Genomic DNA, 16,905 nt, shown 5'->3' on the forward strand with positions numbered 1-16,905 from the left:
CTGCTGCGCCATGTCGGTGGGCCGCAGGCCGCGGCCGGTGCGCTCGAACAGCACCACGCCCAGCTGCGCCTCCAGTTCCGCCACGTGCCGGCCGATGGTGGGCTGGCTCGCGCCCAGTGCGCGCGCCGCGCCCAGCAGGCTGCCGTGCTCCAGCGCCGCGAGGAAGGAGCGCACCAGGCTCCAGTCGAAGTCGGTATTCATCAATGCATAGCTGAAGTAGAAGGTTCGGCAATTGTCGAACACCGTTGCGCTGCCGACAATCTCCTCATCGCACGCCAGCAGCCACAGGAGAATCCCATGCCCGACCGCCGCCAGTTCCTGCGCCTCGCCGGCGGAGGCGCCGTGTGCGCCGCCACCGCGCCGCTGGCCGCCTGCTCCTCCGCGTTGCCGCCCGAAGCCACGGCCGCGTGGGCCGGCCCGGGAGCCAACGAAACCGATCCGCGCCGGTGGGCGCTCGCGCACGCCATCCTGGCGCCGCACTCGCACAACCTGCAGTCCTGGCTGGTGGACCTGCGCCGGCAGGGCGAGATCACGCTCTTTTGCGACCGCGAACGACTGCTGCCGGAAACCGACCCGCTTTCGCGCCAGATGATGATGAGCCAGGGCACCTTCCTGGAGCTGCTGGCCCTGGCCGCCGCGGAGCGCGGCCACCGCGCCGAGGTCGTGCTGTTCCCGCAGGGCGAGTTCGCACCCGACACCATCGACGGCCGGCCGACGGCGCAGATCCGGCTGGTGCCCGATGCGGCCGTGCGGCGCGATCCGCTGTTCGCCCAGGTGTTCCGCCGCCGCACCAACCGCTTCGCCTACGACGCGGCGCGCGCGCCCGATCCCGCGGCACTGCAGGCCATTGCGGCGGCCATGGCGCCCTGGCCCGAGGTGCGCGCCGGCTTCACCGATCCGCGCGACACGGCCGCGCTCCAGCGCCACCGCGCCGTCGCCGTCGAGGCCTGGCGCATTGAGCTCACCACGCCGCGCACCATCCTGGAGTCGTACCGCTGGCTGCGCATCGGCCCGGCGGAGATCGCGCGGCGCCGCGACGGCATTTCGCTGAACGACCCGATGGTGCGCGCCCTCTCCGTGCTCGGCCTGTTCGACCGCACCAAGGCGCCGACGCCGGACGACGCCACCACCACCGGCCAGCTGAAGGACTTCAATGCGAAGATCGCCGCCACGCCGGCCTTCTTCTGGATGGCCACCGAGGGCAACACCCGCACGACGCAGGTGAACGCCGGCCGCGCCTACCTGCGCGCGCAGCTCGCCGCCACCGCGCAGGGCCTGTCCATGCACCCGCTGCAGCAGGCGCTGCAGGAATATCCGGAACAGGCGCGCACGTACGCGGACATCCACACGCTGCTGCGAGCGCCGCGGCCCACCCACACCGTGCAGATGTGGACGCGGCTGGGCTACGGCCCCGCAGTGGAGCCCGCGCCGCGGCGCGGGCTGCAGGCGCACCTGCTCGCCGCATGACTTGCGTCGATGGAAGACCCGTTCCTCGACGCCACTTCCAGATCCTGGCCCATTTCCCGAACCAGGATCTCGTGCTGCCTTAAGCGAACAGGAAGTCCGAAGACAGCAGCTGCGCCGTCGTCACGCCGGTGAAGCTGATCGTGTCGGCGCCGCTGGTGCCCGGCGCGGTGAACACCGCATGGCCGTTGACGTCGGCGGTGTTCGCCAGCACGTTGGAGAAGGTGGTCACGCCGGAGATGCCGACCAGCTTCACGTAGTCGTGGCCGGTGCCGCTGGCCGTGAAGTCGCTGATGATGTCGTGGCCGAACCCGGTGGCGAACACGAATCGGTCGCCGCCCGTGCCGCCGGACAGCACGTCGTTGCCGGCGCCGCCGGTGATGCTGTCCGCGCCGCCCTTGCCCGCGATGTTGTCGTGGCCAGTGCCGCCGGTCAGCGTGTCGGCGCTGCTGGTGCCGGCGAGGGTCTGGCCCGAGGGCGAGGAGCCGTCGCCCTCGTCGCGCCCCACCGTGATCGAGCCGAAGCCGTTGAAGGCCACCGTCCACTGCGCGTCGATCTGGGCGCCGTCGGCATAGGTGCCCGGCGCGTCGCTGTCGAAGTTGTCGCTGATGGTGCCGCCGATGTTGTCGAAGGTGACCTTGGCGTCCTCGGTGTACAGGCCCAGCCGCCCGCTGCCGTATGCGTTCTCGTTGTCGGTGAACGAGGTGAGCAGCGTGCCGTCGAGCGTGACGCTGAAGGTGCCGGCCGCCGTCTGCACGATCTCGAAGTTGTGCGCCGTCGTGTTCGGGTCGGCCGTGATGGCGTTGTTGCTGCCGCTGGCCAGGAAGCGCTGGCCGCCCGCATAGTTGAAGTCGATCTTGCCGACTTCCCAGCCGTTGGTCTTGAAGGCGGCGTAGTAGAACAGGTGGTTGCCGCTGGCATCCAGGTGGTCGTCCCACGTGACCCAGGCGGTCTCCCACGGGTTGGGGCTGGAGCCGGTGCGCAGCTGCGCGTCGAGCTCGAACTCGCCGGTGAAGGTGAAGGCGGAGCCCAGCACCTGCTGCGAGACGACGTAGGCCGAATGGGTTTCGCCCGAGCTGGCCGAGGCCTGGGGCGAAAGGGTCAGAACATTGCCGGATAGCGCCATGGTGTCACTCCCTGAAATTGATGTGGTGGCCGGAGCGAAAGCGTAGGAGCGAGTTCCCTAACCGCTGGCCCGCCAGGGCCGGAAAGCCGTGTAGGCGATGGTGGCTGGAGCATTGCCCCTGCCGCCCCAAGCCCACACCCGGGCGCCTACACTCGCGGCTTTTCCAAGGAGGCTCAATGGCTGATGCAGACAAGGTTGCCGTCGTCACCGCAGGTGGCAGCGGCATGGGGGCGGACGCGGCGAAGCGGCTCGCGGCCGACGGTTTCAAGGTGGCGATCCTGTCGTCGTCGGGCAAGGGAGAGGCGCTGGCGCAGTCGCTGGGCGGCGTCGGCGTCACCGGCTCCAACCAGTCCAACGACGACCTGCAGCGGCTGGTGGATGCGGCGCTCGGACGCTGGGGCCGCATCGACGTGCTGGTCAACAGCGGCGGGCATGGCCCGCGCGCGCCGGTCCTGGAGCTCACCGACGAGCAATGGCACACCGGCCTGGACGTCTACCTGATGAACGTGATCCGCCCGACGCGGCTGGTCACGCCGGTGATGCAAAAGCAGGGTGGCGGCACCATCATCAACATCTCCACCTTCGCCACCTTCGAGCCGGACCCCGTCTTCCCGACGTCGGGCGTGTTCCGCGCCGGCCTGGCCAGCTTCACCAAGCTGTTCGCCGACAAGTACGCGGCCGACAACATCCGCATGAACAACGTGCTGCCCGGCTTCATCGACAGCCTGCCTGAAACCGAGGAGCGCAAGGCACGCATTCCCATGGGCCGCTACGGCCACAGCGCCGAAGTGGCGGCCACCATCGCCTTCCTGGCCTCGAGCGGCGCGGGCTACATCACCGGGCAGAACATCCGGGTGGACGGCGGCATCACGCGCTCGGTTTAGCGGCACGGCGCCGCACGGCTCAGAGCGTGCGGCGCAGCGCCTGGAAGAACAGCTCCGACTGCAGGCGCTCGCCCAGCGTCTGCTCGCACACGCGCCGCGACAGCTCGGCATTCACCGGCCGCAGCGGGCGGCCGGTGGACTGGGCCAGCACCTGCGCCATGCAGGCGCGTTCCAGGTAGTAGAGGTCGTCGTAGGCGTGGTCGATGCGCGCGCCGCACACCACCACGCCGTGGTTGCCGAGAAACGCGACGTCGGCGCCCACCATCCCGCGCGCGATGCGCTCGCCTTCCGCGGCGTCGAGCGCCAGGCCGTTGTAGTCGCGGTCGATCGCGGTGCGGCCGTAAAAACGCATGGCGCCCTGCGACAGGCAGGGATCGAGCGCGCGGTCCTCGGTGAGGGTGAGCGCGGTGGCGTACGGCATGTGGGTGTGTAGCACGCAGGCCTGGGCGCAGATGCGGTGCACGGCGGCGTGGATGAACATGGCCGTGGGCTCCACGTCGTGCCGTCCGGCCAGCCGGGTGCCTGCGCCGTCCACCATCACCACGTCGTCGGCCTGCACCTCGCGCCACAGCAGGCCGCGCGGGTTGAGCAAAAAGCGCCCCGACCCGTCCGGCAGTTCCACGCTGAAGTGGTTGCACACGCCCTCGGCCAGGCCGTGGTGGGCGGCGGCGCGCAGGGCCAGCGCCAGGTCGGCGCGCAGCGCCTGCACGGCGGGGGAATCGAAATCGCTGGCGTGGGACATGCGCGCTCCTGTGGATTCAGGCGCGATTGTGCAGCGCGCCCCGCACCATCGCCAGCCACGCCGTCGCGGCGGCCACCGAGGCCGACACGTCGCTCGGAAAATGCGCGCCCAGGTACATGCGGCTGAGTCCTACCATGCCGACCATCAGCACCGCGAACACGGCCGCCGCGGCGCGCGGGCCGGCTGTGCGCGCCTGCGCCCACGTGAACAGGCACAGCCAGCCGTACAGCGCCGTGGCTGCCGTGGTGTGGCCGCTGGGGAAGCTGAAGGTGTGCAGGTGCACCAGCGGGTCGCCGATGCCCGGGCGCACCCGCGCGAACGTGTTCTTCAGCAGCAGGTTCAAGAGCATTGCCCCCGGCACCGCCAGCACCAGCGCGCCCGCCCACGGACGCTTGCCGCGCCGCCACAGCCAGCCAGCGGCCAGCGCGACCAGGACCAGCAGGTTCACCGTTTCGTGCGCCCAGCTGATGCCGGCCATGAGGTGCGTCAGCGCCGGCGTGCGGTGCGCCGAGAGGAACAGCAGCGCTGCCGGGTCGATGCGGTCGAACCAGTGCAAGGCGAACACCGCCGCGGCCAGCGCCGCGAACACCGACACGCACACCAGGAAGACCGCCACCAGCCGCCCGCGCGGCACTGCATCCGAACTGCGTTGCATGCGGGCACTCTATCAGCGCGCACGGGCGTCCAAGGCGTGCCGGCGGGCCGCGGCGATAATTTGCTGCCCATGCTTGCCTCGATTGCCTCCATCTGCGCCGGCGCGTCCGCCGGAGCGCTGCTGCGCTGGATGCTGGCCGGCCGCTTCAATCCGCTGCTCGCCGCACTGCCGCTGGGCACGCTGATGGCCAACCTGCTGGGCGGCTACCTGGTTGGTCTCGCGGTGGCGTATTTCGGCAACCACCCCGGCCTGCCGCCCGAGGCGCGCCTGCTGGTGGTCACCGGCTTCCTGGGCGGGCTCACCACCTTCTCGACCTTCTCCGCCGAAGTGGTCACGCAGATCCAGCAGGGCCAGCTGCCCTGGGCGCTGGCCACGGCTTTCGCGCACCTGGCGGGCTCGCTGCTGCTCACCGCGCTGGGCATTGCCACGGTGGCCTGGCTGAAGCTGTGAGTCCGGGTAGGCAATCCGCTTAGCGGGCGTTCCCTTTTCTCCTAATCGCATGCGGCCGGGCCGGCCGACACTGGTCTGCCCATGCAGACCGTCTACGCCAACCTGCGCACCTGGGCGCGCCGCACCACCACCTCGTTCGCGGACCTGTGGGCGCACAGCGACGCGCCGCCGCCAGACACGCAGCCGCTTGCGCGCGGCGAGCTGATCTACCGCCTCAAGAACTGGCCGGACCTTCCACCCGCCGGCAAGACGGCCGACGTCTACCGCGTGCTGTCGGTCATGAGCAACCGGGCGGTCAACCGAACCTGGATCCTGGCCACCTGCCGCCTGGCACCGCACGAGGTCGACGCCCTGCTGCGCTGGCTGGTGCGCCAGGGCGCGGTGGAGGTGATCGACGTCTCGCACTTCGCGAACGCCGCGCTCTGAACCGGCATCCGGCAAGATACGGGCTCCACGACAAAAGCACCGGAGTCTCCATGGCCGATCCCATCGGCATCGTCGCCTGCTCCGCAGAAGGTGCGGCGCTGTGCTACCGCACCATCTGCACCGAAGGCGAGCAGTTGCTCGGCCCCTACGGCCATCCCGAAATCGCGATGCACACGCCGCCGCTGTCGCTGTACGTCCAGGCGCTGGACCGCGGCGACCTGCAGGCTGTGGCCGACCTGATGCTGGACTCGGCGAACAAGCTGGCGTCCATCGGCGCGACGTTCCTGATCTGCCCGGACAACACCATCCACCAGGCGCTGCCGCTGCTGCGCGGGCGCTCGCCGCTGCCTTGGCTGCACATCGCCGAGGTGGTGGCCGACGCGGCAGTGTCGCGCGGCTTTCGCAAGATCGGCATCACCGGCACCGGCTGGCTGGTGGACAGCGAGGTCTATCCGCAAGCGCTGGAAAGCCGCGGCCTGCAGTGGGTGAAGCCCACGCGCGAGGAACGCGACGCGGTGCACCGCGTGATCATGGACGAGCTGGTGAACCACGTGTTCAACGACGCGCAGGTGCCGGTGTTCCAGCGCGTGATGCAGCGCATGCAGGACGACGGCTGCGACGCCGTGGTGCTGGGCTGCACCGAGATTCCGCTGGTGATGAACGACGCCAACACGCCGCTGCCCACGCTGGACTCCACCCGGCTGCTGGCACGCGCGGCGCTGCGGCGCGCGGTGGGCTGAAGCCTGGGCCGCGGACGCAGGCGCCATCAGCCGGCGGGCGTGAACCAGCGCTCGAGCGCGTCCGCCAATCCGGCGGTTTCATCCGCGCCAGCGGCCCAGGCGATGCAACCGTCGGGTCGGATCAACATCGATGGGCCTGCCTCCGCCGGCAGGCAACGCACGCGCGTGAAGCCGAGCGCGAAACCGGCCGCGCGGCCGTCAGGCGACGTGTCGAGCAGAATGCTCTCGCCGCCGGCCATCTCCGCGAACAACGATGTCCGAACGCCGGCGGCGCCGGCTGGGCGGTCCGCGGTGAGGCGGCCGACCGCGTCCTGCTCCGAGCCGAGGTCGTAGCGCGTGGCCAACCCGCTCATCAGTCCGTCGACATGGCCATTCACGCCGTCGAGTTCCATCAGCTTCGCGAAGATGTCGCGCATGGCCTCCGAGCGCGGGTCGGGCCGCATGATCGCGACCTGTGCGAGCGTATTGGCCAGCACGGCCTCGGCGACCGGCCGCCGCTCCAACGTGTAGCTGTCGAGCAGGCTTTGCGGCTTGTCGCCGCGAACGACCGCAGCAAGCTTCCAGCCGAGGTTGGCCGCGTCGACCAGCCCAAGGCTCAGTCCCTGGCCGCCCAACGGCGAGTGGACGTGCGCCGCATCGCCGGCGAGCAGGACGCGGTCCCGGCGGTACGCGTCGACCAGGCGCGTGACGTCCGACCAGCGGTTCGCCTGCTCGATCGCCGTGACACGGACGTCCGCGCCGCTGATCCGCCGCAGCACGCCTTCGACCTCCGCGCGCGTGACGGTCGACGTCCCCTTCATGCTGCGCCAAGTACGTGACCTCGCACCCGCGCCGCACTTCGATGCCGAGCGCGGCCGCGCGCCCGGCCAGGATCGCCTCCAGGGCGTGCTGGTCGACCCAGCGCATGCGCCGCTCGGGCTCACGCTGCGCGCCTGATCGGATCGGAAGCAAGGAGAAATGTCCCCTGAACCTGGACAGCCGCGCCCGCATCTCCACTCCCGCTGCTCCCATCGCGGCGAAGGTGCGCTCTTCCGCCTCGGCGAGCGCCGGGCCCATGCCCCGGCGCTGGAGTGCCTCCGCGCCGAGCGGTCCGAGTGAGGGCGCCTTGATGCCGAGGTTGGGCGCGGCGAGCCGCTCCAGCACCACCACACCCGCGCCGCCCAGCTTGACCTCGATCGCGAGCAGGAGCCCGACCGGGCCAGCCCCGACGACCACGACATCGACCTGCTTGTCCATGGAGCGCACTGTCTAGCTAGCTCTCCGCGGCATGCGCCGCGGTTTCCTCGGCCGTCAGGGCGCTGGCCAGCACCTTGTCGATGCGCTTGCCGTCGAGGTCGATCACCTCGAAGCGCCAGGCGCCGCAATTGATGCGCTCGCCGGTGGCCGGCATGCGGCCCGACACCGACATCAGGAGGCCGGCCAGCGTGTTGTAGCGGCCCTTGTCCTCCTCGGGCAGCTCCTTGATCTCCAGCCGCGCCCGCAGCTCGGAGACCGGCATCAGGCCGTCGAGCAGCCAGGAGCCGTCTTCGCGCCGCGTGGCCCAGGCGTCGGCGCTGGCCTGCGGCTGCAGCTCGCCGGTGATGGCTTCCAGCAGGTCGTGCGGCGTGACCACGCCCTGCACCACGCCGTATTCGTCCACCACGAACACCAGCCGCGCCGACTGGCTGCGGAACTGCTCCAGCAACTCCATGCCGCTGAGTGTTTCCGGCGCGAACACGGCCGGCTGCGCGTGCGCTTCCAGCGTGCCCTCGTGCTGCGGCCCGAGCGCCAGCAGGCGGAAGATGCTGACCACGCCGACCACGTCGTCCAGCGAGCCGCGGCACACCGGGTACCAGGAGTGCGCATGGCCTTCCTGCCCGGCGCGCACCAGGCAGGCGGCCACCGGCAGCGAAGCGTCGAGCCACTGCACGTCGGAGCGCGGCACCATCATCGAGGTCAGCGGCCGGTCGTCCAGGTGGAACACGTTGCGCACCATCTGGTGTTCGTGCTGCTCGATCACGCCGGCGTCCACGCCCTCTTCCAGGCTGTGCGCGATCTCCTCCTCGGTCATGCCGCGCCCGGCGGTGGTGTCCACCGACAGCAGCTTGAGCACGGCCAGCGTGGAGGCCGACAGGAGCTTCACGAACGGGCCGGCCGCGCGCGCCAGCCAGCCCATCGGGCGCGCCGCGTAGCGCGCCACCAGTTCCGGATGGAGCTGGCCGATGCGCTTGGGCACCAGCTCGCCGAATATGATGTTCACGAAGGTGATCGAGGTGACGACGATGGTCGTGGCCGCCACGCCCGACACCCGCGGCGGCATGCCCCAGCCGCGCAACCACTGCGCCACGTCGGCGCTGAACGCGGCCTCGCCGACGATGCCGCTCAGGATGCTGATGGAGGTGATGCCCACCTGCACGGTGGACAGGAACTGCGTGGGGTTGTCCAGCAGGCGCAGCGCGGCCGCCGCGCCCTGGTCGCCCGACTCGGCCATGGCCGCCAGGCGCGCCTTGCGGCTCGATGCGAGGCCCAGCTCGGACATGGCGAACAGGCCATTGAGCAGGGTCAGCAACGCGATCAACAGGAAATCCATGAATGGGCAGAGAATCGAAGCTTTCGCACTTTACTGCATGCCTCGGCAGCCGATGCAAGACACGGACCTCCACGACATCCTGGCCGCCGAGCTGTGGGCCGATGCGCAAACCCTGCCGCAGCCCGGTCACCTGCCGCTGCTGGCGCATTACACCTCCATCCACACGCTCGAGCGCATCGCGCGTACCGGCGAGATCTGGTTTTCCAATCCGCTGTACATGAACGACGTGGACGAGCTGCGCTATGGCATCAACCTGGGGCTGCACACGGTGCGCGGCCACCCGGGGCTGCGCCACGCGCTGGCGCCGGACCACTACAACGCCATGCTCGACGCCTTCGAGGCGCAGTACGCCGCCTTCGACAGCGACTCGGCCTTCGACGTCTACGTGTTCAGCTGCGCCGAGCACGACGAGGGCATCGGCGACGACGGCCTGCTGTCGATGTGGCGCGGCTATGGCGGCGACGGCAACGGCGTGGCCATCGTGTTCGACATGGCGGGCCTGCTGGCGCTGCCGGCCTCGCCGCTGCTGGTGCGGCAGGTGCAGTACCTGTCGTACGAGCAGAGCGAGGCGTGGATGGACGCCACGCTGCAGCGCTTCGCCGAATCGCTGGTGCGCCTGGGTGCCCTGCCCGACGCGATGCCGGCCGCGGCGTCCGCGCTGTTCGAGCGCATCAAGCTGTTCGCGCTGTTCACCAAGCACCGCGGCTTCCACGAAGAGCGGGAGTGGCGCATCGTCTACCTGCGCGAGCACGACCGCGATGGCAAGCTAACCCAGCAGCTGAACTACGCCATCGGCGGACGCGGCATCGAGCCGCGGCTGCGCTTCACGGTGGCGGCGCTGGGCAGCCCCGAGGCCGAGGCGCCGCCGCTGGACGACCTGGTGGAACGCATCATCCTGGGGCCGGTGCTGGCCACGCCGCTGGCGCTGCGCTCGGTGCAGCGCATGCTGGAGATCTACCGCCCCGCCTGGACCGGCCGCGTCGCGCGCTCCAGCACGCCGTATCGGGCGCAACGCTGATGGCGGCCTACCTCGTGGGCGACGTGCAGGGCTGCGACGGCCCCCTGGGCCACCTGCTGGACAAGGTCGGCTATTCGCCCAGCCGCGACACGCTCTACGTGCTGGGCGACCTGGTCAACCGCGGGCCCCATTCCGTGGCGGTGCTGCGCCGGCTGATCGGCTACGGCGCCTCGGCGCAGTGCCTGCTGGGCAACCACGACCTGAGCCTGCTGGCCCTGGCGCAGGGCAACCGCACGCCGCACCGCCTGGACACGCTGGACGGCATCCTGCAGGCAGGCGACCGCGCGGAGCTGCTCGACTGGCTGCGTAACCGCCGCATGGCGCTGCAGGCGCACGGCATCCTGATGGTGCACGCCGGCGTGCTGCCGCAATGGGACGCGGCGCAGGTGCTGCAACTGGCCGGCGAGGTGGAGGCGGTGCTGCGCGGCCCCGACCTCGCGGCCTTCCTGGCGCGCATGTACGGCAACGAGCCGGCGCGGTGGAGCGACGGCCTGCAGGGCGACGCCCGGCTGCGCGTGATCGTCAATGCGCTGACGCGGCTGCGGTTCTGCCTGGCCGACGGCACGATGGACCTGAAGGCGTCGGGCCGCCCCGATGCGGCGCCGCCCGGCGCGATGCCGTGGTTCGACGTTCCGGGCCGCAAAACGGCCGATACGTGCATCGCCTTCGGCCACTGGTCCACGCTGGGCTACCTGCGCCGCCCGGACGTGATCGCGCTGGACACCGGCTGCGTCTGGGGCGGCTGCCTGAGCGCGCTGCGGCTCGGCGAGGCGAGCGAGCACGAGTTGATTCAGGTGGAGTGCGAGCAGGCGCAGGCGCCGGGGGAGTAGCCGAAAGCTGGGCGCTTGAGCAAGCGAGGCGGGATTTATCGATGTTGATCGACACGGACGCCAGCCATAAGAGGTTGCTTCGCAGCAGTTGTCCGGCGCTTGCCATCGCCGACGTCAGGCGTCATTTCAGTGAACGAATGCAATCGCAAAGGAGCAATGATGAGCGAACCTATTGAAACCGCCCTCGACTACGCAGTCGGGGAGCAACGTTATTCCGCCTTGCTACTAAGACCTTCAGATCAGGAACCCAAGGCCGCTATAGTGCTGCTGCCGGACTGGCGCGGCCAAAGCCCTCTCGCACGCGACCACGCAAGCTTTCTCAATTCTCTAGGCTGCACGGTCATGATCGCCGACCTCTATGGCGATGGCTTCACGCCAGACAGCCCGGATCAGGTTGGGCCAATGGTGCAGCGTTTAATGGAGCATCGCAAGCAAGGCGTGCAGGCACTTGCCGCGTGCGTTGACCGCCTGGGGCAAGAGGTGCCTGCTCGGACGCCGATGCTCTGCATGGGCTACAGCGCTGGTGGAATGATCGCGCTGGACTATGGCCGAAGCGGAGTAGACATCGCTGGGATCATCCTATGCTCCGCGTTGCTAAAGACGGCAGCAGAGGGAATGGATACGCGCATTCGCATGCCCGTCCTGGTGCTGCAGGGCACACAAGATCAGGTATCGCCAATGAAGACGATCGCCGAAGTCGTCACGGAAATGGATGAAGCTGGAAACGATGTTCGCTATGAACTCTATAGCCAGACTCACCACGCGTTCGACAATCCTGACGCAGGCACTGACTCCAATGCTCGTTTGGTCTATTCGCCCAATTCAGCGAGACGTGCAAAGCAAGCGATCGCCAGATTCGTCGCCGAGGTGACCACGCAGCCTCTGTCGGAGACACCCTTGCCGTAGCGCGCACCACGGCAACATCGCTCGGGCCGAGCAGCGTTGAGAAACAGCCAAGACAGTCCGGACGACGACGTCACTCCGACTTGAACAGCGCGGCCACCTTGCGCTTGGGCTTGATGTTGGCCGACACGCGGGCCGGCTTGGCCTCGGCTTCCCAGGCGGGCGCGGCCTCGGTCGCGGGTGCCTGGTAGGGCTGGTCGAAGAACGGGTCCTTGGGAGCGGCGGGTGCGGCGTGGCGGCGTTCCCGGTCGCCCTGGCGGGCGCCACCCTCCCGGCCGGCCTCGCGTCCACTGTCGCGCTCGCGCGGCGGCATATCCAGCGCGTCGCGCGGATCGCCGGTTTCGCCGGCCTCGCGCCAGGCGCGGCGGCCATCGTTGATGCGGCCGCGCGGACGCTCGTCGTCGAACTCCACCGGCTCGATCTCCAGCTTCTTCTTCAGCAGCTTTTCCAGGTCGCCGACCAGGCGGGCATCGCTGGGGCCGACGAAGGTGACGGCCAGGCCCGAGGCGCCGGCGCGGCCGGTACGGCCGATGCGGTGGATGTAGTCCTCGGCATTGAACGGCACGTCGAAGTTGAACACCGCCGGCACGTCCTTGATGTCCAGCCCGCGGGCGGCCACGTCGGTGGCCACCAGCAGGTCGACTTCGCCCTTCTTGAACGCGTCCAGCGCCTTCAGCCGCTCGTCCTGGCTCTTGTCGCCGTGCAGCGCGATGGTGTTCAGGCCCTCGCGCTCCAGTGAACGCGCCAGGCGGGCGCAGCCGAGCTTGGAGTTGACGAACACGAAGGCCTGGCCGATGCCGCGCTGGCGCACGATCTGGCGCAGTGCGCGGCGCTTGTCGTCGTCCAGCACGCTGTAGAAATGCTGCTCCACGGTGGAGGCGGTGGTGTTGGGCTGCGAGACCTCGATGGTCACCGGATCCTGCAGGTAGCTGCTGGCCAGCCGCTTGATCTCGGGCGAGAAGGTAGCGGAGAACAGCAGCGTGGTGCGCTGCTTGGGCAGGTACGACAGAATGCGCTGCAGGTCCGGCAGGAAGCCGATGTCCAGCATGCGGTCGGCCTCGTCCAGCACCACGTACTCGACCTGGTTGAGCACCGCGTTCTTGGCTTCGATGTGGTCCAGCAGCCGCCCCGGCGTGGCCACCAGCACCTCGACGCCGCGCTTGAGCTCGGCCGTCTGGGGCTTCATGTCCATGCCGCCGAACACCACCAAGCTGCGCAGCTTGGTGTGCTTGGCGTAGAGCTTGACCTGCTGGGCGACCTGGTCGGCCAGCTCGCGCGTGGGCAGCAGCACCAGAGCACGCACCGGGTGGCGCGCGGGCGAGGTGGAGGGGTTCTCGTGCTTGAGCAGCCGCTGCAGCAGCGGCAGCGCGAAGGCGGCCGTCTTGCCGGTGCCGGTCTGCGCCGCGCCCATCACGTCGCGGCCTTCCAGCACCACCGGGATGGCCTGCGCCTGGATCGGCGTCATCGATTCGTAGCCCATCTCGGCCACGGCGCGCGCCAGCGGCTCGGCCAGCTGCAATTGGGAAAAGGAAAGGGTCATATCAACTGCGTATTGTCGCATTGGCCCAGGAGGGCCCCGGGGGGCCGGCGCAGACCCCCTCCGCAGGCTACAGCTCGCGCGTGTTGAACGTGTCGCAGGCCTTCACGGTGCCGCTCTTCAGGCCGGTGGAAAACCAGCGCTGGCGCTGGGCACTGGTGCCGTGGGTGAAGCTGTCGGGCACCACCGCGCGGCCGGACGAGCGCTGCAGGGCGTCGTCGCCGATCTTCTGCGCGGCGTTCATGGCTTCCTCCACGTCGCCCTGCTCCAGGATCTGGCGCGAAGACTGCGCGTGGTTGGCCCACACGCCGGCGAAGCAGTCGGCCTGCAGCTCGACGCGCACGCTGACCGCGTTGGCCTGCGCCTTGCCGCCGCGTGCCTGCAGCTGCTCGGCCTGCTGGCTGATGCCCAGCTGGTTCTGCACGTGGTGGCCCACTTCGTGCGCAATCACGTAGGCCTGTGCGAAGTCGCCGGGCGCGCCCAGGCGCGTCTTCAGCGTTTCGTAGAAATCCAGGTCGATGTAGACCTTCTGGTCGTTCGGGCAGTAGAACGGGCCCATGGCCGCCTGCCCGGTGCCGCAGCCGGTTCCCACCGCGCCGCGGAACAACACCAGCTTGGGCGCCTTGTAGGTCGCGCCGCCCTGCTTGAACAGGTCGGTCCACACGTCTTCGGTATCGGCCAGCACGGTGGAGACGAATTTCGCCCCCGCGTCGTTGGCCGGCGGCGCATGCGCCGGGCCCTGCTGCTGCTGCACCTGGGGCGAACCGCCTCCGGTGAGCATGCCCAGGATCGTGAGCGGATTCACGCCGAGCACGGCGCCGCCGATGAGGGCGACGACGATGGTGCCGATGCCGATGCTGCGCCCGCCCAGGCCGAAGCCCCCGCCGCCGCCCCGCGCGTCCTCGACGTTGCTTGATTCCCGATTGCCTTCCCAACGCATGTCTTTTCTCCTGCGATACAGTCTTGCATGACCGGCGCGAACACCGACCCATTTGCCCGGCAGCCCTGCGTGCTGCTCACCGGATTCGATCCCTTCGGCGGCCAGCCCATCAACCCGAGCTGGCAGGCCGTGCAGATGCTGCACGGCGCGGCGGTGTCTGGCCACCGCATCGTCGCCGCCCAGCTTCCCACGGTGTTCGGTCAATCCGTGCAGTCATTGCACGGGCTGTTGTGTCAGCACCGTCCCACCCTCGTGCTTTGCACCGGCCAAGCCGGCGGGCGTGGCGCATTGTCGCTGGAACGGGTGGCGATCAACGTCGAGGACGCCCGCATCCCCGACAACGCCGGCGCCCAGCCGGTCGACGTGCCGGTGCAGCCGGACGGCCCGGCAGCCTATTTCACCACCCTGCCCATCAAGGCCATGCTGGCCGCGCTGCTGGCAGAGGGCCTACGCGCCGAGGTGTCGCAGAGCGCCGGCACCTATGTGTGCAACCACGTGTTCTACGGCCTGATGCACCTGCTGGCCACCGATGCGCAGTGGCGCGGGGTGCGCGGCGGCATGGTCCACGTGCCGTGGCTGCCGCAGCAGGGCCAGCCGTCGATGCCGGCCGACGAGATCGCGCAGGGCCTGCGCATCGCCATCCGCACGGCGCTCACGCACCGCGCCGACATCCGCCTGGAGGCCGGCGCCCTGAGCTGAAGTGCGCGGCTGACACCCTCGTGCGATGTGGGCTTGCCGGTGCTGCCGGCAATGGCCAGGCCCGGGCGCCTAAAATCGGGGGGTGTCCATCCTCAACGCAGACCTGCACTGCCACTCCGTCGTCTCCGACGGCACCCTCACCCCGGAAGAGCTTGCCTCCCGCGCCGCGGCCAACGGCGTGCAGCTGTGGTCGCTGACCGACCACGACGAGGTCAGCGGCCAGCAGCGCGCCGCAGCAGCGGCCCGGGCGCACGGCATGAAGTACCTCACCGGCGCCGAGATATCGGTCACCTTCGCCGGCGAAACCGTGCACATCGTCGGCCTGGGCTTCGACGCCGACGACCCAGCCATGCGCGAAGGGCTGCTGCAGACGCGCGGCGGCCGCCAGGAGCGCGCCCGGGAGATCGCCGAAGGGCTGCGCCAGGCGGGCATCAAGGATGCCTACGACGGCGCACTGAAGTACGTCGGCAACCCGGAGCTGATTTCGCGCACCCACTTCGCCCGCTTCCTCGTCGACAGCGGCATCTGCTCAAACACCGGCGACGTGTTCCGCCGCTTCCTCACCCACGGCAAGCCCGGCTACGTGCCGCACCGCTGGGCGTCGCTGTGCGACGCGGTGGGCTGGATCACGCGGGCCGGCGGCGTCGCCGTGGTGGCGCACCCGGGCCGCTACGCGTTCACGGCCAACGAGGAATACGCGCTCTTCATCGAGTTCAAGGCGCACGGCGGCACCGGCGTGGAGGTGGTGACCGGCAGCCACACCACGGCCGAATACGTGAAGTACGCCGACACTGCCCGCGAGTTCGGCCTGGCCGCCTCGCGCGGCAGCGACTTCCACGACCCCGGCGAAAGCCGCATCGACCTGGGCGAGCTGCCCTACCTGCCCGGCGAACTGACGCCGGTGTGGGAACTGCTGACCGACCGCATCCGGTGAGCGCGCCGCGTGCGGCCGTCGGCGGGCGCGCGCTTGCCGGCATCGGGCTGGTGCTGGGCGCGGGCGCCTGTTTCTCCGCGCTGGACACCACTACCAAGTCGATCAGCGCCTCGATTCCGCTGCTGATGGCGCTGTGGTTCCGCTACCTGTTCCAGGCGCTGGCGACCACCGTCGTGGTGCTGCCGCTGCGCGGCATGCGGGTGTGGCGCACGCGGCGCCTGCCGTTCCAGCTCCTGCGCGGCGTGCTGCTGCTGACCAGCAGCTTTTGCGCCTTCGCCAGCCTGAAGTACATGCCGGTGGGCGAGTTCACCGCCATCGTGATGATCACGCCGCTGGCCATCACCGTGCTGGCTGCAACCGTGCTGAAAGAACATGTGTCTCCGCTGCGCTGGACGCTGGTGGCGGGCGGCTTCGCCGGCACCCTGGTGATCATCCGCCCGGGCGGCGAAGCCTTCACCTGGGCCAGCCTGCTGCCACTGCTGCTGGTGGCCAGCAATGCCTGCTTCCAGGTGCTCACCAGCAAGCTCGCCCGCACCGAGGACCCGGTGACCATGCACCTCTACACCGGCTGGACCGGCACGGCGCTGGCAACCTTCACCCTGCCGTTCGTGTGGACCACGCCCACCGAGTGGTGGGTGTGGGCCGCCCTGTGCTTCATGGGCGCCATGGGAACGATCGGCCACTTCATGCTGATCCTGGCGTACCAGCGGGCCTCCGCGGCCACGTTGACGCCGTTCCTGTACGCACAGATCGGCTTCGCGATGCTGGGCGGGTACCTGGTGTTTTCGCACGTGCCGGATTCGGCGTCGATGGTGGGGATTGGGTTGATTGCGTTTTGCGGGGCGCTCGGGGCTTGGCTCACGGTGCGGGAGCGGCGGGCGGCTGCGGAGGCAGGCGTGTGAGCTCAGCTCTGTTGTCGTGCGGGGCACCTCGCGTCGCGCCAGGCGGTGTCCGGCGGCGGCTCATACTGCGGCGGTCGGCGCTGGCG

At 69.7% G+C, this 16,905-nt stretch carries 19 protein-coding genes and 1 pseudogene; 11 read left to right on the forward strand and 9 right to left on the reverse strand.

Features of this window, described 5'->3' with window-relative positions; all coding sequences use genetic code 11:
- Positions 1-201 (reverse strand): LysR family transcriptional regulator (locus H0U68_RS23170; protein ID WP_296359260.1); only part of this gene is annotated, 201 nt, incomplete at its 3' end.
- 96 nt (positions 202-297) lie between these two features.
- Here H0U68_RS23170 and H0U68_RS23175 point away from each other — a divergent pair.
- Positions 298-1,467: a twin-arginine translocation pathway signal protein gene (locus H0U68_RS23175; protein WP_296359261.1), complete on the forward strand. Its 1,170-nt coding sequence runs from the start codon at positions 298-300 to the stop codon at positions 1,465-1,467.
- 79 nt (positions 1,468-1,546) lie between these two features.
- On the opposite strand, the gene H0U68_RS23180 is transcribed toward H0U68_RS23175, so the two are convergent.
- The gene (locus tag H0U68_RS23180) at positions 1,547-2,590 is read right to left on the reverse strand and encodes a hypothetical protein (RefSeq protein ID WP_296359262.1); all 1,044 of its coding nucleotides are present in this window, start codon (positions 2,588-2,590) and stop codon (positions 1,547-1,549) included.
- Positions 2,591-2,766: 176 nt separating this feature from the next.
- Between H0U68_RS23180 and H0U68_RS23185 the strand changes: the two genes are divergently transcribed.
- Positions 2,767-3,474: an SDR family oxidoreductase gene (locus H0U68_RS23185; protein WP_296359263.1), complete on the forward strand. Its 708-nt coding sequence runs from the start codon at positions 2,767-2,769 to the stop codon at positions 3,472-3,474.
- Between the two features lie 19 nt (positions 3,475-3,493).
- Here the strand turns inward: H0U68_RS23185 and H0U68_RS23190 are convergent, their stop codons facing one another.
- Together H0U68_RS23190 and H0U68_RS23195 are read right to left on the reverse strand one after the other, a co-directional pair.
- Complete coding sequence (locus H0U68_RS23190) at positions 3,494-4,216, reverse strand: aldolase (protein WP_296359264.1); 723 nt, start codon at positions 4,214-4,216, stop codon at positions 3,494-3,496.
- Positions 4,217-4,232: 16 nt separating this feature from the next.
- Positions 4,233-4,871: a phosphatase PAP2 family protein gene (locus tag H0U68_RS23195; protein ID WP_296359265.1), complete on the reverse strand. Its 639-nt coding sequence runs from the start codon at positions 4,869-4,871 to the stop codon at positions 4,233-4,235.
- Between the two features lie 69 nt (positions 4,872-4,940).
- Here H0U68_RS23195 and crcB point away from each other — a divergent pair, with 69 nt between their 5' ends.
- The 3 genes from crcB to H0U68_RS23210 all read left to right on the forward strand — a co-directional run bounded on the left by crcB (position 4,941) and on the right by H0U68_RS23210 (position 6,487).
- Complete coding sequence (crcB, locus tag H0U68_RS23200) at positions 4,941-5,321, forward strand: fluoride efflux transporter CrcB (protein ID WP_296359266.1); 381 nt, start codon at positions 4,941-4,943, stop codon at positions 5,319-5,321.
- Positions 5,322-5,402: 81 nt separating this feature from the next.
- The gene (locus H0U68_RS23205) at positions 5,403-5,747 is read left to right on the forward strand and encodes a hypothetical protein (protein ID WP_296359267.1); all 345 of its coding nucleotides are present in this window, start codon (positions 5,403-5,405) and stop codon (positions 5,745-5,747) included.
- A 50-nt stretch (positions 5,748-5,797) separates the two neighbouring features.
- Complete coding sequence (locus tag H0U68_RS23210) at positions 5,798-6,487, forward strand: amino acid racemase (RefSeq protein ID WP_296359268.1); 690 nt, start codon at positions 5,798-5,800, stop codon at positions 6,485-6,487.
- 26 nt (positions 6,488-6,513) lie between these two features.
- On the opposite strand, the gene H0U68_RS23215 is transcribed toward H0U68_RS23210, so the two are convergent.
- The 3 genes and pseudogenes from H0U68_RS23215 to H0U68_RS23225 all read right to left on the reverse strand — a co-directional run bounded on the left by H0U68_RS23215 (position 6,514) and on the right by H0U68_RS23225 (position 9,056).
- Entirely contained in the window at positions 6,514-7,287 is a 774-nt protein-coding gene (locus tag H0U68_RS23215) for an FAD-dependent monooxygenase (RefSeq protein WP_296359269.1), read from the reverse strand.
- A 25-nt stretch (positions 7,288-7,312) separates the two neighbouring features.
- A pseudogene (locus H0U68_RS24450) lies at positions 7,313-7,723 on the reverse strand (FAD-dependent monooxygenase); the annotation flags it as partial.
- 16 nt (positions 7,724-7,739) lie between these two features.
- Positions 7,740-9,056: a hemolysin family protein gene (locus H0U68_RS23225; RefSeq protein ID WP_296359271.1), complete on the reverse strand. Its 1,317-nt coding sequence runs from the start codon at positions 9,054-9,056 to the stop codon at positions 7,740-7,742.
- Between the two features lie 52 nt (positions 9,057-9,108).
- Here H0U68_RS23225 and H0U68_RS23230 point away from each other — a divergent pair, with 52 nt between their 5' ends.
- From H0U68_RS23230 to H0U68_RS23240, 3 genes are all read left to right on the forward strand, one after another.
- On the forward strand, positions 9,109-10,074 hold the full coding sequence (locus H0U68_RS23230; RefSeq protein ID WP_296359272.1) for a DUF2971 domain-containing protein: 966 nt from the start codon (positions 9,109-9,111) through the stop codon (positions 10,072-10,074).
- A complete protein-coding gene (locus H0U68_RS23235; RefSeq protein ID WP_296359273.1) occupies positions 10,074-10,904 on the forward strand; it encodes a symmetrical bis(5'-nucleosyl)-tetraphosphatase in 831 nt (276 codons plus the stop codon). Before H0U68_RS23230 ends, H0U68_RS23235 begins: the two co-directional genes overlap by 1 nt.
- A gap of 159 nt (positions 10,905-11,063) precedes the next feature.
- Positions 11,064-11,810, forward strand: coding sequence for a dienelactone hydrolase family protein (locus tag H0U68_RS23240; protein WP_296359274.1), 747 nt, complete (start codon positions 11,064-11,066; stop codon positions 11,808-11,810).
- A 70-nt stretch (positions 11,811-11,880) separates the two neighbouring features.
- On the opposite strand, the gene H0U68_RS23245 is transcribed toward H0U68_RS23240, so the two are convergent.
- Entirely contained in the window at positions 11,881-13,347 is a 1,467-nt protein-coding gene (locus H0U68_RS23245; protein ID WP_296359275.1) for a DEAD/DEAH box helicase, read from the reverse strand.
- Positions 13,348-13,414: 67 nt separating this feature from the next.
- Positions 13,415-14,284: a neutral zinc metallopeptidase gene (locus tag H0U68_RS23250; RefSeq protein WP_296359276.1), complete on the reverse strand. Its 870-nt coding sequence runs from the start codon at positions 14,282-14,284 to the stop codon at positions 13,415-13,417.
- A gap of 27 nt (positions 14,285-14,311) precedes the next feature.
- Between H0U68_RS23250 and pcp the strand changes: the two genes are divergently transcribed.
- The 3 genes from pcp (at position 14,312) to H0U68_RS23265 (ending at position 16,819) form a co-directional block, all read left to right on the forward strand.
- Positions 14,312-14,983 (forward strand): pyroglutamyl-peptidase I, encoded by a 672-nt coding sequence (gene pcp / locus H0U68_RS23255; RefSeq protein ID WP_296359277.1) that lies wholly within the window; start codon positions 14,312-14,314, stop codon positions 14,981-14,983.
- 82 nt (positions 14,984-15,065) lie between these two features.
- A complete protein-coding gene (locus tag H0U68_RS23260; protein ID WP_296359278.1) occupies positions 15,066-15,917 on the forward strand; it encodes a 3',5'-nucleoside bisphosphate phosphatase in 852 nt (283 codons plus the stop codon).
- Entirely contained in the window at positions 15,914-16,819 is a 906-nt protein-coding gene (locus tag H0U68_RS23265) for a DMT family transporter (RefSeq protein WP_296359279.1), read from the forward strand. Before H0U68_RS23260 ends, H0U68_RS23265 begins: the two co-directional genes overlap by 4 nt.
- Positions 16,820-16,905 lie beyond the last annotated feature (86 nt).

The sequence above is a fragment of the Ramlibacter sp. genome (assembly GCF_013697775.1).
Lineage (GTDB): Bacteria > Pseudomonadota > Gammaproteobacteria > Burkholderiales > Burkholderiaceae_C > Ramlibacter.

Excerpts from the sequence above, each read along its gene's own strand:
- H0U68_RS23205 (WP_296359267.1), top strand. The coding sequence starts at position 5,403 with ATGCAGACCGTCTACGCCAACCTGCGCACCTGGGCGCGCCGCACCACC.
- H0U68_RS23235 (WP_296359273.1), top strand. The coding sequence starts at position 10,074 with ATGGCGGCCTACCTCGTGGGCGACGTGCAGGGCTGCGACGGCCCCCTG.
- H0U68_RS23245 (WP_296359275.1), bottom strand. The coding sequence starts at position 13,347 with ATGACCCTTTCCTTTTCCCAATTGCAGCTGGCCGAGCCGCTGGCGCGC.
- H0U68_RS23175 (WP_296359261.1), top strand. The coding sequence starts at position 298 with ATGCCCGACCGCCGCCAGTTCCTGCGCCTCGCCGGCGGAGGCGCCGTG.
- H0U68_RS23210 (WP_296359268.1), top strand. The coding sequence starts at position 5,798 with ATGGCCGATCCCATCGGCATCGTCGCCTGCTCCGCAGAAGGTGCGGCG.
- pcp (WP_296359277.1), top strand. The coding sequence starts at position 14,312 with ATGACCGGCGCGAACACCGACCCATTTGCCCGGCAGCCCTGCGTGCTG.
- H0U68_RS23240 (WP_296359274.1), top strand. The coding sequence starts at position 11,064 with ATGAGCGAACCTATTGAAACCGCCCTCGACTACGCAGTCGGGGAGCAA.
- H0U68_RS23195 (WP_296359265.1), bottom strand. The coding sequence starts at position 4,871 with ATGCAACGCAGTTCGGATGCAGTGCCGCGCGGGCGGCTGGTGGCGGTC.
- crcB (WP_296359266.1), top strand. The coding sequence starts at position 4,941 with ATGCTTGCCTCGATTGCCTCCATCTGCGCCGGCGCGTCCGCCGGAGCG.
- H0U68_RS23250 (WP_296359276.1), bottom strand. The coding sequence starts at position 14,284 with ATGCGTTGGGAAGGCAATCGGGAATCAAGCAACGTCGAGGACGCGCGG.
- H0U68_RS23215 (WP_296359269.1), bottom strand. The coding sequence starts at position 7,287 with ATGAAGGGGACGTCGACCGTCACGCGCGCGGAGGTCGAAGGCGTGCTG.
- H0U68_RS23230 (WP_296359272.1), top strand. The coding sequence starts at position 9,109 with ATGCAAGACACGGACCTCCACGACATCCTGGCCGCCGAGCTGTGGGCC.
- H0U68_RS23185 (WP_296359263.1), top strand. The coding sequence starts at position 2,767 with ATGGCTGATGCAGACAAGGTTGCCGTCGTCACCGCAGGTGGCAGCGGC.
- H0U68_RS23180 (WP_296359262.1), bottom strand. The coding sequence starts at position 2,590 with ATGGCGCTATCCGGCAATGTTCTGACCCTTTCGCCCCAGGCCTCGGCC.
- H0U68_RS23190 (WP_296359264.1), bottom strand. The coding sequence starts at position 4,216 with ATGTCCCACGCCAGCGATTTCGATTCCCCCGCCGTGCAGGCGCTGCGC.
- H0U68_RS23225 (WP_296359271.1), bottom strand. The coding sequence starts at position 9,056 with ATGGATTTCCTGTTGATCGCGTTGCTGACCCTGCTCAATGGCCTGTTC.